Annotated in this window: 15 protein-coding genes; 5 read left to right on the top strand and 10 right to left on the bottom strand. The window is 60.9% G+C overall.

The window, feature by feature from the left end:
* The first annotated feature begins 13 nt into the window (after nt 1-13).
* Nucleotides 14-601, top strand: a complete 588-nt coding sequence (locus tag BMZ70_RS07100) for a hypothetical protein (RefSeq protein ID WP_175500761.1) — start codon at nt 14-16, stop codon at nt 599-601.
* A 191-nt stretch (nt 602-792) separates the two neighbouring features.
* Here the strand turns inward: BMZ70_RS07100 and BMZ70_RS07105 are convergent, their stop codons facing one another.
* Nucleotides 793-1,320, bottom strand: coding sequence for a DUF3592 domain-containing protein (locus BMZ70_RS07105; protein ID WP_165403505.1), 528 nt, complete (start codon nt 1,318-1,320; stop codon nt 793-795).
* A gap of 374 nt (nt 1,321-1,694) precedes the next feature.
* Between BMZ70_RS07105 and BMZ70_RS07115 the strand changes: the two genes are divergently transcribed.
* Entirely contained in the window at nt 1,695-2,387 is a 693-nt protein-coding gene (locus BMZ70_RS07115; protein WP_092271618.1) for an ankyrin repeat domain-containing protein, read from the top strand.
* A 15-nt stretch (nt 2,388-2,402) separates the two neighbouring features.
* Here the strand turns inward: BMZ70_RS07115 and urtE are convergent, their stop codons facing one another.
* From urtE to BMZ70_RS07145, 6 genes are all read right to left on the bottom strand, one after another.
* Nucleotides 2,403-3,101 (bottom strand): urea ABC transporter ATP-binding subunit UrtE, encoded by a 699-nt coding sequence (gene urtE, locus BMZ70_RS07120; RefSeq protein WP_092271620.1) that lies wholly within the window; start codon nt 3,099-3,101, stop codon nt 2,403-2,405.
* Nucleotides 3,102-3,105: 4 nt separating this feature from the next.
* Entirely contained in the window at nt 3,106-3,963 is an 858-nt protein-coding gene (gene urtD, locus BMZ70_RS07125) for an urea ABC transporter ATP-binding protein UrtD (RefSeq protein WP_229205325.1), read from the bottom strand.
* Complete coding sequence (gene urtC / locus BMZ70_RS07130; RefSeq protein ID WP_092271630.1) at nt 3,960-5,033, bottom strand: urea ABC transporter permease subunit UrtC; 1,074 nt, start codon at nt 5,031-5,033, stop codon at nt 3,960-3,962. The genes urtD and urtC overlap by 4 nt, the downstream gene beginning before the upstream one ends.
* Nucleotides 5,030-6,604, bottom strand: coding sequence for an urea ABC transporter permease subunit UrtB (urtB, locus tag BMZ70_RS07135; protein ID WP_092271633.1), 1,575 nt, complete (start codon nt 6,602-6,604; stop codon nt 5,030-5,032). The genes urtC and urtB overlap by 4 nt, the downstream gene beginning before the upstream one ends.
* A gap of 104 nt (nt 6,605-6,708) precedes the next feature.
* On the bottom strand, nt 6,709-7,935 hold the full coding sequence (gene urtA, locus BMZ70_RS07140) for an urea ABC transporter substrate-binding protein (RefSeq protein ID WP_229205460.1): 1,227 nt from the start codon (nt 7,933-7,935) through the stop codon (nt 6,709-6,711).
* Between the two features lie 60 nt (nt 7,936-7,995).
* A complete protein-coding gene (locus BMZ70_RS07145; RefSeq protein WP_092271639.1) occupies nt 7,996-9,105 on the bottom strand; it encodes a porin in 1,110 nt (369 codons plus the stop codon).
* Between the two features lie 119 nt (nt 9,106-9,224).
* Here BMZ70_RS07145 and BMZ70_RS07150 point away from each other — a divergent pair, with 119 nt between their 5' ends.
* From BMZ70_RS07150 to BMZ70_RS07160, 3 genes are all read left to right on the top strand, one after another.
* Nucleotides 9,225-9,452 (top strand): hypothetical protein, encoded by a 228-nt coding sequence (locus BMZ70_RS07150; protein ID WP_092271642.1) that lies wholly within the window; start codon nt 9,225-9,227, stop codon nt 9,450-9,452.
* Nucleotides 9,453-9,537: 85 nt separating this feature from the next.
* A complete protein-coding gene (locus tag BMZ70_RS07155; RefSeq protein WP_092271644.1) occupies nt 9,538-10,557 on the top strand; it encodes a DNA topoisomerase IB in 1,020 nt (339 codons plus the stop codon).
* Between the two features lie 12 nt (nt 10,558-10,569).
* Nucleotides 10,570-10,983 (top strand): hypothetical protein, encoded by a 414-nt coding sequence (locus BMZ70_RS07160; RefSeq protein ID WP_092271647.1) that lies wholly within the window; start codon nt 10,570-10,572, stop codon nt 10,981-10,983.
* Here the strand turns inward: BMZ70_RS07160 and BMZ70_RS07165 are convergent.
* From BMZ70_RS07165 to galU, 3 genes are read right to left on the bottom strand one after another with little or no spacing between them, the layout of a single operon-like run.
* Complete coding sequence (locus tag BMZ70_RS07165) at nt 10,980-11,924, bottom strand: ion channel (protein WP_092271650.1); 945 nt, start codon at nt 11,922-11,924, stop codon at nt 10,980-10,982. The two genes, BMZ70_RS07160 and BMZ70_RS07165, sit on opposite strands and share 4 nt — an antisense overlap.
* Before the next feature lie 4 nt (nt 11,925-11,928).
* Nucleotides 11,929-12,465 carry a peptide deformylase gene (gene def, locus BMZ70_RS07170; RefSeq protein ID WP_092271653.1) on the bottom strand — a complete coding sequence of 179 codons (537 nt, stop codon included), beginning with the start codon at nt 12,463-12,465 and terminating at the stop codon, nt 11,929-11,931.
* Nucleotides 12,462-13,361 carry a UTP--glucose-1-phosphate uridylyltransferase GalU gene (gene galU / locus BMZ70_RS07175; RefSeq protein WP_092271656.1) on the bottom strand — a complete coding sequence of 300 codons (900 nt, stop codon included), beginning with the start codon at nt 13,359-13,361 and terminating at the stop codon, nt 12,462-12,464. The genes def and galU overlap by 4 nt, the downstream gene beginning before the upstream one ends.

Below are 13,361 nucleotides of genomic sequence, written 5' to 3' on the forward strand. Positions count from 1 at the left end.
CAGGGGATTTGAAGTGCAAAAACCACTTCACTGGGTTCGTAGCGAAGATGCGCCGATTCGACAGATTTTCAGTATCCATCAATGGAAGGGAGGCCAGGTGGCGCCGGCTTGGGGAGTGTCACTGGATTTTGTTCCCGACTTTTCTGGCGCTGGAGTTAAATGGCATAGAACGCATAAATCTGCCATATTTGACCTCTGCGTTGATGCGCACGATTCCGATCTTGATATGCCTTACACCAAGGGTGCTGGACCGATGATCGAACGCGTTGAGCATGTGATTTCACATGCGATACTCCGCGCAGAATCATTCTGGTCAATGGCTAGCTCTTTGGAGAATCTACCTGCAGCCATCGACTGGCTGAAAGCGTATCTCTCACCGGGCGGGCTCGGTCTCTATAGATATACCCAAGCCCCACTTGCCATCGCATTCGTGCTTGCCAAGGTGGGGCGATCTAACGAGGCCAGACTTGCGTTCGCCCAGTTCCTGGTGCGTGAACGCTTGATGGTAGACACCAAGCGTGAGAAGCTCCTTGCGTTACTGGATAACGCCATCGCCGAGGGGGGCACGAATAAGGTATTCAGACCGCCCAGTGGCGCTTGACGTCCGGGTCGTTCATGGCGGCTTGGGCGCCTAAGACGACGACTTCGCCGCGTGGACAACAGGGTAAGGTCTTCCATTTCCACACGCTCCAGACTGCGCGCCCTACTCACTGATAAGAAGAGAGTTGACGATTGGAGGACATATGTCATCGCTCACCATCCAACTCCGCGAAGAGCCTTGATGCGATGCCGTCAGGTACGACGCCGTAGCACACGCCTGGCCTGCACAATGCAGGAGCCTCCCAAGGCCAGCGTCAGCACCGCAAGCAGTGCGAAGAAACCGTCATGCCATTTCAATTCTTCGCGCACGATGGCTACCCTCGCCGGCGCCGCCGGGTCGTAGAAAATGCGGATGTCCGCGCCTGGCGCAAACTTGGCCAGTCCCGCAGTGACTTGCGCCTTGTCGCGGTGGCAGCCCTCATCCGAGATGATGGCAGACGTGAGATTGCGGCTCTTGTAAGTGCGGCCATCAACGACATAGGTATAGCTGACCCGGCCACACCAGCCGTGGTTTCTTCCAGTGCGCTCATAGACATCGGTAGCTGTGACCTGAGCGATGCCGCTGACCCAGCGATAAGTGCGCAGTTTAGGAACCGTATCGAATGCCGAGATGCCCAGTATGAACAAGCCAAGCAACACCACCAGCCAGCCGCCCAACAGGTTTTCACGCGGCGCCTTCTTGATCGCTTCAAGCAGCTCTTTTTCCCAATGAAATCTCAATGCCCTGCCTCGCAAATATATTCTGGATTACAATAAACCAGTATTGTCCATTTTGCAAAGGTATAAGCTGCGCACCAGCGCGCCGGCACCAGCCAGGCGACGCAGCAATATGCTGTATAAAACTATGAAACGCGATATCTTAGAAGAGTTGGCCGGGCGTCTTGACCGAGGATGAAGCAGATGAAGTGCTTGATCGGATATTGGATTCGGATCAAGCGCCTGATGCTGAAGCATTGCTTTGCCTTTCGAGAGTGGAATGGACGGCTTATTGTCACGGCGCCTTCTGGACGGAAATCGCGAACTGGCGACATAACGGTTGGCCAGCAGAGTGTTCAGCATGTGGTCATGGCAACGTTTAATAACTTGAGTTAAGAATGACTTTTATTTTTCTAAGCGATCCATATCGCTGGAACAAGGCCCTTTATCGCTTTAGGGAGAAATTTGGGCGTGCTATTCGCCACCGAATCTTCTCAGCGATCGAGCACAGATCCGACCAAGAGGTTTTGAATCTCGCAAGTAAGCGGGTTCTGACACGGGCCAAGGATGAATGGGGTTCAAGTCCATTAGTGGCCGCGATCGCAATGAATCGGCCAACTCTGGTAAGTGAATTCATTCAGCGTGGCGGTATGTTTGCAGGCGATGGGGCGCTTGCCCAAGCTGCAATGAGGGGGAATATTGATGCTGTCGAGATGCTTCTGGATGCCGGCAAGGATCCGAACGAAGTGCTCGATGAAGACGCTGAACACTGCCGAGGCTACACCCCTCTCATGTGGGCAGTGAACAGAAAATATATCCCGATTGTCGCGGCGCTCTTAAAAGCGGGCGCTGATGTTAATGCTGTCGCAGCTGATGGCTCCACAGCGGTTATGTTTACTCGTGACGCGGACCCATTTAGCCTGGAATCGCTCGACCTTCTCTGCAGCTATAACGCCGACCTGACCATAAAGGACTCGCGCGGCCGAAACATCATTCGTGAAGCACGGGATAGATGGATATGTTCGGAAAAGCCGGAGATGTTGGAAATCATCAAACGACATCATCCCAACACCAATTTTGACTCTGTCTAAGTCCGTGCTACTCCGTCAGACCGCCAGATGGCGCTTGACGTCTGGGTCGTTCATGGCGGCTTGGGCGCCGCTGGCAACTACTTCGCCGCGTGAGAGGACCATGAACTGGTCGGCCAGTTCGTGCGCGAAGTCGAAGTACTGTTCGCACAACAGGATGGCCATGTCGCCGCGCTGGCGCAGCAGGCGGATGACGTTGCCGATATCCTTGATGATCGATGGCTGGATGCCTTCGGTCGGTTCGTCAAGGATGATCAGCTTCGGCTCCGCCAGCAGCGCGCGCGCGATCGCAAGCTGCTGTTGCTGCCCCCCGGACAGGTCGCCGCCGCGCCGGTGCAGCATTTCTTTCAGCACCGGGAACAGTTCGTACACTTCGCCCTTGATGGTGCTGGCCTTCTTGCCGCTATGCGTGGCGAGGCCCATCAGCAGGTTTTCTTCCACCGTCAATCGCGCGAAGATTTCGCGGCCTTGCGGCACGTAGGCGATGCCGGCACGTGCGCGCTGGTGCGGCGCGAGCCTGGTGATATCGCGCCCTTCCAATTTAACGCTGCCCGCCGATACGGGCAGTACGCCCATCAGGCATTTGAGCAGCGTGGTCTTGCCGACGCCATTGCGCCCCAACAGCGCCATGCACTTGCCCTTTTCCAGCTCCAGCGACACGCCGCGCAGGGTGTGCGCGGCTCCGTAGTATTGGTTGATTTTTTCTACTTGCAGCATATCGTCAGCGTCCCAGATAGACTTCGATTACTCGTTCGTCGGCTTGTACTTCATCCATGCGGCCTTGCGCCAGCACCGAGCCTTCATGTAGCACCGTCACCGTGCCTTGCTGCGCGATCTCGGTGACGAAGGCCATGTCATGCTCGACCACCATGATGGAGTGCTTGCCGCGCAATTCATTCAGCAGTTCCGCCGTGCGCGCCGTTTCGGCGTCGGACATGCCGGCCACCGGCTCGTCCAGCAGGATCAGTTGCGGCTCCTGCATCAGCAGCATGCCGATTTCCAGCCACTGCTTCTGGCCGTGCGACAGCAGCCCCGCCATGCGCTGCTCGCTGCCGTTCAGGCGGATCAGCTTGAGGATTTCCTCGATCTTGCCGCGCTGTTCGGACGACAGCCGCGCGAACAGCGTAGGCCGCACGCGCTTGTCCATTTTCATCGCCAGCTCAAGGTTTTCAAACACTGTGTGCTGTTCGAAGACGGTCGGGCGCTGGAACTTGCGGCCGATGCCCGCATGCGCAATCTGATGCTCGCTCATACGGCTCAGGTCCATCGTCTGGCCGAAGAAGGCGGTACCGGAGGTCGGCCGCGTCTTGCCGGTGATGACGTCCATCATGGTGGTCTTGCCCGCGCCATTCGGCCCGATGATGCAGCGCAGCTCACCCACCGAAATATCGAGGCTCAGTTTATTCAAGGCGCGGAAACCATCGAACACTACGCTGATCTCTTCCAGGTACAGGATGGCGCCGTGCGTGGTGTCCACCCCTTCCCCGGCCACGCGGCCATACGACGGGCCTTGCGCGCCGATGGCGTCCGGCCCGGCCTCCTGCTTCAGACGTTCTTCCAGATGTTCATTGACGCTCATGCGTGCTCCTTGCGTACCAGTCCTGCCAGCCCGCGCGGCAGGTAGCGCGTGACCAGGATAAAGATCAAACCCAGCGCGAACAGCCACAGGTTCGGGAATGCGCCGGTGAACCAGCTTTTCAAACCGTTCACCGAGAACGCGCCGATCACGGGACCGAGCAGCGTGCCGCGCCCGCCGACTGCGGCCCAGATCACCATCTCGATTGAATTCGCCGGCGACATTTCGGAAGGATTGATGATGCCCACCTGGGGCACATACAGCGCGCCCGCAATCCCGCACAGCACCGCCGACAGCGTCCACACAAAGAGCTTGAACCATAGCGGGTCGTAACCGATAAACATCAGGCGCGATTCCGAATCACGCACCGCCTGCAGCACGCGCCCCAGTTTGGAGGTGACGATCCAGCGGCACAGCAGCAGCGAGCCAACCAGCACCGCCAGCGTCACCAGATACAGCGCGGTCTTGGTGCCCGGTGCGCTGATCGAAAAGCCTAGGATGCGCTTGAAGTCAGTGAAGCCGTTGTTCCCGCCAAAGCCGGTGTTATTGCGGAAGAACAGCAGCATGAAGGCGTAGGTCATGGCCTGCGTGATGATCGAGAAGTACACGCCCTTGATGCGCGAGCGGAAGGCGAAGAAGCCGAACACGAAGGCCAGCACGCCAGGCACCAGCACCACCAACGCCAGTGATACCCAGAAGCTGTCGGTGCCGCTCCAGTACCACGGGTAGGTTTTCCAGTCGAGGAACACCATGAAGTCCGGCAGGTCGCTCTGATACACGCCTTCCCTGCCGATGGAGCGCATCAAATACATGCCGTGTGCGTAGGCGCCCAGCGCGAAGAACACGCCGTGGCCCAGCGACAGGATGCCGGCGTAGCCCCACACCATGTCGAGCGCCAGCGCGGCCAGCGCGTAGCACATGAATTTGCCGATCAGGCTCACCATGTAACTTGGCACGTGCAGCGCGTGGCCGTCGGCGAAGAAGAGATTCAGGAGCGGCAGCGCCGCCAGCAGCACAGTGGCAGCGACAATGCCGCTCCACGCCTTGCGCGAAAACAGAGTTGGATGGTTCATTCAGCGCTCCTGCCTTTCATGGCGAACAGCCCTTGCGGACGCTTCTGGATAAAGATGATGATGAAGATCAGGATGGCGATCTTGGCCAGCACTGCCCCCGCCACCGGTTCGAGGAATTTGTTTGCTTCGCCGAGGCCCAGCGCGGCGATCACGGTGCCCGCCAGTTGGCCGACGCCGCCCAGCACCACCACCATGAACGAGTCGACGATGTAGCCCTGGCCGAGGTCCGGCCCCACATTCCCCAGCTGCGACAGCGCCACGCCGCCCAGGCCCGCGATACCGGAGCCGAGGCCGAAGGTCATCATGTCGATCTTGGCGGTGGAGACGCCCACGCAGCCGGCCATGCGGCGGTTCTGCATCACGGCGCGGACGAACAGGCCGAGTCGCGTTTTGTTCAGGATTAGCCACACACCGGCCACCACCAGCATGGCGAACACGATGATGACGATGCGGTTGTAGGCCAGCACCAGCGAGCCTAGCACGGTGATCCCGCCCGACATCCAGGCTGGGTTTGCGACTTCCACGTTCTGTGCGCCGAAGATGGTGCGCACGGCTTGCATCAGCATCAGGCTGATGCCCCAGGTGGCGAGCAGGGTTTCCAATGGGCGGCCGTAGAGCCAGCGGATCACGGTGCGTTCGAGCGCGATGCCGACTGCGGCGGTAACCACGAAGGCAGCCGGCAGCGCGGCGGCCAGGTACCAGTCCAGCGCGTCCGGGGCCCAGCGGCGGAAGGCCAGCTGGCAAAGGTAAGTCGTGTAGGCGCCGATCATCAGCAGTTCGCCGTGCGCCATGTTGATGATGCCCATCAGGCCGAAGGTGATGGCGAGGCCCAGCGCCGCCAGCAGCAGCACGCTGGCCAGCGAGATGCCGTAGAAGACGTTGCCGATGAATTCCGTGCGTGCAAGGCGACTGTCCAGGGCTTGCAGGGTGTGGGCGGCGGCCACGCGTACGCTGTCGTCGGCGTCGCTGGTTACTATCGTTTGCAGCGTGGGGCGCAGGTTGGCGTTGCTGCTGTCAGCCAGGGTTTCGACTGCGCCACGGCGCTTGGCGGCGTCCGGGGATTGCAGGTTGGCGGTGGCGGCGACGAGGCGCAGCAGTTCGCGGATTTCGGTGTCGGTTTCCTTGCCCAGTGCTTTTTCGATCAGCGGGGCTTGCGCCAGTGTGGCGCTTTTTTGCAGTTCGGTGACGGCGGCGAGGCGTTGTGCACGGTCGGAAGAGAACATCTTGAGAGCGGACAGCGCTTCGTCGATGGCGCCGCGCAGGCGGTTGTTGACCATCAGGCCGTCCAGCCCTTCGGGCAGCGGGCCGGTGGCGCCGGTGGCGGCGTCGGTGGCTTTGTCGTCGGTGACGATGTAGAGTTTTTTGTCGGGCGTGGAGTAGACGTCGCCGCTTTGCAGCGCCGTGAGGAAGCGCGATGCGTCGTCGTTGGCCAGTGCGCCGATATTGGCGATGGCTTGAACGCGGGCGTCAGGATCGTCTCCGGCGAGCGGCGCTAGCAGGTCAGGGGGAATGCCCGCATGACCCACGCGGGCGAGGCACAGGCAGGCGATCAGAAATATTTTGCGTAACATGGCAGATCCAGTTTGCGGAAATCGTGAAACCCGCACTGCGGCGAACAGGGGTCTGACCCCGTACGGGGTCAGCCCCCAACACTTAGGGGTACGGTGCGGCTCAATCAGAGTTTCTGTTTGCCTTCGTTACCCTTGATGAACGGACTCCAAGGGTTGGCGCGCACTGGGCCTGGGGTTTTCCACACCACGTTGAACTGGCCGTCAGGACGGATCTCGCCAATGAACACCGGCTTGTGCAAGTGGTGGTTGGTCGCGTCCATCGTCAGCGTGAAGCCCGACGGTGCCTTGAAGGTCTGGCCGCCCATCGCTGCAATTACTTTGTCGGTGTCGGTCGACTTGGCCTTCTCCACCGCCTGCGCCCACATGTGGATGCCGACGTAGGTCGCTTCCATCGGGTCGTTGGTCACGACGGTGTTCGCATTCGGCAGTTTTTTGGCGATGGCGTAGGCTTTCCACTTCTTGATGAAGTCCGTGTTCACCGGATTTTTCACCGACTCGAAGTAGTTCCATGCCGCCAGGTGGCCCAGCAGCGGCTTGGTGTCCACGCCTCGCAGTTCTTCCTCGCCCACCGAGAACGCCACCACCGGCACGTCGGTCGCTTTCAGGCCGGCGTTACCCAGCTCTTTGTAGAACGGCACGTTGGAGTCGCCGTTGATGGTCGAGATCACAGCGGTCTTGCCACCGGCCGCAAATTTCTTGATGTTGGCGACGATGGTCTGATAGTCCGAGTGGCCGAACGGGGTGTACACCTCGTCGATATCGCTATCCTTCACGCCTTTGCTCTTCAGGTAGGCGCGCAGGATCTTGTTGGTGGTGCGAGGGTAGACGTAGTCAGTCCCCAGCAGCACGAAGCGCTTAGCCGAGCCGCCCTCCTTGCCCATCAGGTATTCAACTGCGGGAATCGCCTGCTGGTTAGGCGCGGCGCCGGTGTAGAACACGTTCTTTTCCAGCTCTTCGCCTTCGTACTGCACTGGGTAGAACAGCAGCGAGTTCAGTTCCTTGAACACTGGCAGCACCGATTTGCGCGACACCGAAGTCCAGCAGCCGAATACCACCGACACCTTGTCCTGCGCGATCAGGCCACGTGCTTTTTCCGCGAACAGCGGCCAGTTGGAGGCCGGGTCCACCACCACCGGCTCCAGCTTCTTGCCCAACACGCCGCCCTTGGCGTTGATTTCATCGATGGTCATCAAGGCCACGTCTTTCAGCGACGTTTCCGAAATCGCCATCGTGCCGGACAGCGAGTGCAGGATGCCGACCTTGATGGTATCTGCGGCGTAGGCCTGCGTGCCGGCCGCCATCAGGGCGGTAGCGGCGGCGATGCGGCTCATAGTGCCGATAAAGTTACGACGATTTTGCATGTGTAAGCTCCGTGGTGGTTAGTCAGTGTTTCAGTATTGAAGTTGCAGGGCGATCGAGAACTTGTCGTTGTCCGCTGCGCCGGTGATTTTGGTCTTCGAGTACACGGCGCTGATCTGCGCGTTGTAGCCGTCGATGATGTAGTTGCTGCCGATGTCGAACTGCTTGGTGTCGATGTTGGTGTCGGCGGCGAACTTCTGCCAGCGCACGAACGGCTGGAACTTGCCCCACCCTGCCTTGTCCTCGAAGATGTAGGACGCGCCGGCGGAATATGCCTTGCCCTGTTCGGACTTGATGATGTCGTCGGTGTCGTACTTGTACCAGGCTGCTTCGACCGCGAATGCGCCGGCGCCCTTGATGCGCTTCTCAAGCAGGAAGTCGACGTTGTACGAGTTGTAGTCGCCCACCTTGCCGACGGTGAGGATGCCGTCCTTCTGCGAGCGGCCCGCCACGCCGATGGCGAGGATGTCGGCGCCGCCCAGGTAGTTGCCGGTGCCGTAGTAGCCCGGTTCCGCGTCCCAGAAGTCGTACTGGATGCGACCTGCGTACATCAGCTTATCGTCGGCCTTGATGCCGGCGGCCTTGGCCTGGTTCTGGGTCAGCGAGCCAATGCCGAAGGTGTGGCCTTCGAAGGCGCCGAACGAGTAGCCGAGACGGCCACCGTCGCCGGCATTGCCCCATACGACCACGCCGTCGTCACGGCCACGGAAAATACCGCCGTTGTAGCCGTAGCGCGAGGCCACGCCGGCCCAGTAGCCGCCGCCCAGCGAGTAGTAAGGACCGGCCATGTTGGCGCGGTCGGATGGGGACAGCAGGCGACCGGCCCAGATATTCAGTTCCGGCGAAATGGCGAATTGGCCGGCGGCGTCCAGCACGCGGATTTGTTCGCCGTCCCACTCGGTGTTGAACATGCCCTTGATGTTCTTGTTGAGCGAGGCGCCGAAGAACAGGCGGCCGCTGTCGAGGTTAAAGTCGCTGGAACGGCCGCCATCCGGCGCGCCGTTTTCTGCACTGGTGTAGCTCTCGCGCAGGCCGAAGCCAACGCTGACCGACTTGTCTTCGCCGAAATTGACCGTGGCGCCGGCCCAAGCATTGCCCATCGCCGCCACTGCAACCGCCAGCACTACCTTCTTCAACACCATCTTGCTCTCCCGTCTGGTTTTGGATGAGTCAAGATTAACTAGCAGACAACCTCTGAGGAATACGTTGAATGACGTAGTGGTAAAGGTGGCACAATACGCACTTTGCCCGGAGTACCGCCATGACTATCTTTGCCGCCCCCATCTTCGACGCCACCGTGATCTACGACGGCCACGAACTATTCAAAGGCCAGGGCGCCGCCAAGGGCTGGGCCGAGAAGCTGGCGAAAGAGCTGGAATGCGAGATCGGCGTCGAGAAGATCGGCACCGGCTGGGTGCTGACCGGCACCGTGGACGGCGAGGCCTGCAAATGGAGCATCGTCGGCCAGCGCCTCAAGCGCATGGACTGATGGGTGCACTAATCGTGCGCTAGCGCACAACGCCCGTGCGCAGGCCGACGTAGCATGCTTGCAGATCCCATCTGTGAGAAGAACCATGAAACGCGATCTGCCTGCCGTGCCGCCCGCCCCCGCGCCAGTTGCCGCCAAATTGGCAGGCCTGCGCTATGTGCACGACGACCAGCCAGGTATCGCCCGCCGCAAGCACGGCAAACAATTCCGCTACGTGAACGCCGACGGCAGCGCCGTCACCGACGAGGACACGCTGGCGCGTATCAAGGCGCTGGTGATTCCGCCCGCGTGGACCGACGTCTGGATCTGCAAGCATCCGCTGGGCCATCTGCAGGCCACCGGCCGCGACGCGCGAGGGCGAAAGCAGTACCGCTATCACGCCCGCTGGCGCAGCCACCGCGACGAGGCCAAATACGGCCGCATGCTCAGCTTCGGCAAGGCGCTACCGGTCATCCGCCGCGCCGTCGATGAAGCGCTGCGCAAGCCCGGGCTGCCGCGCGAGAAGGTGCTGGCCACCATCGTGTACCTGCTGGAAGCGACGCTGATGCGCATCGGGAACGAGGAATACGCGCGCGAGAACAAATCCTTCGGTCTGACCACGCTGCGCGAGCGCCATGTGCGCCTGAATGGCGGCAAGGTCGAATTCCGCTTTCGCGGCAAGAGCGGCGTGCATCATGCGGTGGAGGTGCACGACCGCCGCCTGGCCAACATCATCAACCGCATGCGCGACCTGCCGGGCCAGGAGCTGTTTCAGTACGAGGACGACGACGGCAACCCGCACGCCATCGATTCGTCCGACGTCAACGACTACCTGCAAACCATCACCGGCGCCGACTATACCGCCAAGGACTTCCGCACCTGGGCCGGCACCGTGCTGGCCGCCGTGGCGCTGAAAGAATACGAAAAATATGACTCCGAAGCGCAAGCCAAGAAGAACATCGTGCAAGCCATCGAATCGGTCGCAAAAAAACTCGGCAATACGCCGACCATTTGCCGGAAATGCTACGTCCACCCTGCCATTATCGAAGCTTACCTCGGTGGCACCATACTGAGCCCGCCGGTGGAAGCTGCAGTGCTGGCGCTTTTACAGCAGCGATTGGAGTAGAATAGCCGGACCATGCCACCAGCCCTGCCCTTCCCGATCCGCAAAGAGTGCCCGCCCGGCGCTTGCGTGTGCGGCCGGGATGAGCTGTTGGACGCATGGGAGCGCGACGGCGCCGATATCCGCGTGCTGCAGCTCACGCGCGAGCAGGAGAAGCGCCTGATCGAAAAGATCGAAGCGATGGCGACCTACGAGGATCTCGGCCGCATTAAACAGCGCTTGCAGGAACTGCTCGGCATCCGGCTGACCATCACGCCCAGCGAGCGTGGCGTCAGCACCGTCATGGGTCTGTCGATCAAACTAGCCGAGCAACCAGGCCTGTGCCGCAAGACGCATGAGGCCTTGCCAGCCGCCGTGCGGCGCTGCCTGCGCGACCATCCGGAAATCGTCTACGCGCTGCTGAACTCCCGCGACCTGCTGGGCAATTAGCCCGGATGCGCCAGCGCGGCGCCGGGCATGCTGCCTTCACGGCTGCCGTCCGGGTAGATGTCGTGGAATTTGCTGTAGTCGAGAATGCGCACGTTGCCTTCCATTTTGTCGGACAGGATGTCGGCAAAATGGTGGCCGAAGTAGATGTGCTCTGCCGCGTAGGTCTGGCGCGCGTGCACGAAATCGTTAAGCGTGTCGTCGGTGCCGGAAATGGCCACCGCCAGCGTGGTGCCTTCGTTCTGCAAGTCCTGCTGCGTCTTGCCGAACAGCGGGCTCGATTCGTCGATCTTGTGCAGGATGGTCCAGGTCAGCGCGAACACGCCGGACTGCTCGCGTTCCAGCTGCAAATCATAGAAGCGCGTGAACACCTGCCCTTCCAGCGTGGTCTCGCGCCGCACCAGCGAGGCGCGTACCGAGGCTTCCAGAATCAAATTGGCGCGCTCGTTCCCGGCCCGCAGCATCAGCGTCGGCACGCCGTTGAACGGCGTGATCACCGCCACGTTGGAGAACATGATGCGCGAGGTGGGACGTGAGAAGCGCGCGAACAGCAGCCCTGTCACCGCCGCCACTTCCACCATCCCGAGCAAAATCTCGGTCGAGGCGACGATGTGGCCGTAGGTGGTGGCCGGGTTCATGTAGCCATAGCCGACCGTGGCCAGCGTTTCAATCGAGAAGAACACGCAGTCCGGGAAGTAGCCGGGACGCGCGTTGGAGATGGAACCAGGCACCAGGTAGAACGCCAGCGCAAACACCAGGTTGGTGATGATGTACAGCGCGCCGACCAGCATGAAGAAACGCGGCCAGCTGACGGTCAGCATCCAGTGGTAGATGTCGCCCCAGTGCCAGCGGCTGACGCCAACACGCTTGATGCGCGAGGTCCCTAGCTGGAACTCGCCGCGCACCTGTCCCACGCGCGGGCGCACCGGTGGCTGTGGCTTCATGGCGTCAATCGTCGTCGTTGGGATCGAGGCCGGGGAACATCACCTCGGTGAAACCGAACTTGGAAAAGTCCTTGATGCGCATCGGGTACAGCTTGCCCAGCAAATGATCCACTTCATGCTGGACCACGCGCGCATGGAAGCCGTCGACCTCGCGCTTGATCGGCTGGTTATGCTGATCCACGCCTTCGTAACGCAGTCTGGTGTAACGCGGCACGCTGCCGCGCATGCCGGGCACCGACAGGCAGCCTTCGAACGCTTCTTCCATCTCGTCCGACAGCGGCGTGAGCACCGGATTGATTAGTACCGTTTCCGGCACTTGCGGCGCGTCGGGATAGCGCGGATTGCTTTTGAAACCGTAGATCACCAGTTGCAGGTTGGCGCCGATCTGCGGCGCCGCCAGCCCGGCGCCATTGGCCGCGTGCATGGTGTCGAACATGTCGGCGATCAGTTCGCGCATGGCAGGCGTGTCGAACTCGGTCACTGGTTCGGCCACGCGCAGCAAGCGCGGATCGCCCATCTTCAGGATTTCGCGGACAGTCATTTGGCTTCGCCGTTAATGTCGCACTGGATATCGCGCAGGAACTGGCAGTACTCAGCGCCGGTTTCCAGATGCTTGAGGCCCATCGCGGTGGTGGCTTTCAGGTAGCCCAGCTTGGAGCCGCAGTCGTAACGCTGGCCGTCGTAGCGATAGGCCAGCACGCGCTCGTGCTTCATCAGTTCCGCAATGCCGTCGGTCAGCTGGATTTCACCGCCCGCGCCACTGCCAAGGTGTTCCAGGAAATCGAAAATACGGCCCGACAGCACATAGCGGCCTACCACGGCCAGCGTGGAAGGCGCTTTTTCCGGCGCCGGTTTCTCGACGATGCCGTGCACCAGTTCCAGCTTCGGCTGGTAAGCGGTGGCGCTGACGATGCCGTACTGGCGCGTCGCTTCGCGCGGCACTTCCTGCACCGCCAGGATGCTGGAACGCTCGTAGGCATACAGGTCGGTCATCTGCGCCAGCACCGGCTTGACGCCGGCGGCGGTGTCCATGAAGTCGTCCGCCAGCAGCACGGCGAACGGCTCGTCGCCGATCACCGGGCGCGCGCACAGCACCGCATGGCCGAGGCCCAGCGGCTCCGACTGGCGGATGTAGATGCAGTTGACGCTTTTCGGAATCACGTTGCGCACCAGTTCCAGCAGCTGCTGCTTGTTGGCCGCTTCCAGTTCCGATTCCAGCTCATAGGCCTTGTCGAAGTGGTCTTCGATGGCGCGCTTGTTACGGCCGGTGATAAACACCATCTCGGTGATGCCGGCGGCCACCGCTTCTTCCACCGCATACTGGATCAGCGGCTTGTCGACGATAGGCAGCATCTCTTTCGGCTGCGCCTTGGTGGCGGGAAGGAAGCGGCTGCCCAAGCCGGCGACAGGGAATACAGCTTTTTGAATTTTTGGCAT

The sequence above is a fragment of the Duganella sp. CF402 genome (genome assembly GCF_900109645.1).
Taxonomy (GTDB): domain Bacteria; phylum Pseudomonadota; class Gammaproteobacteria; order Burkholderiales; family Burkholderiaceae_D; genus Rugamonas.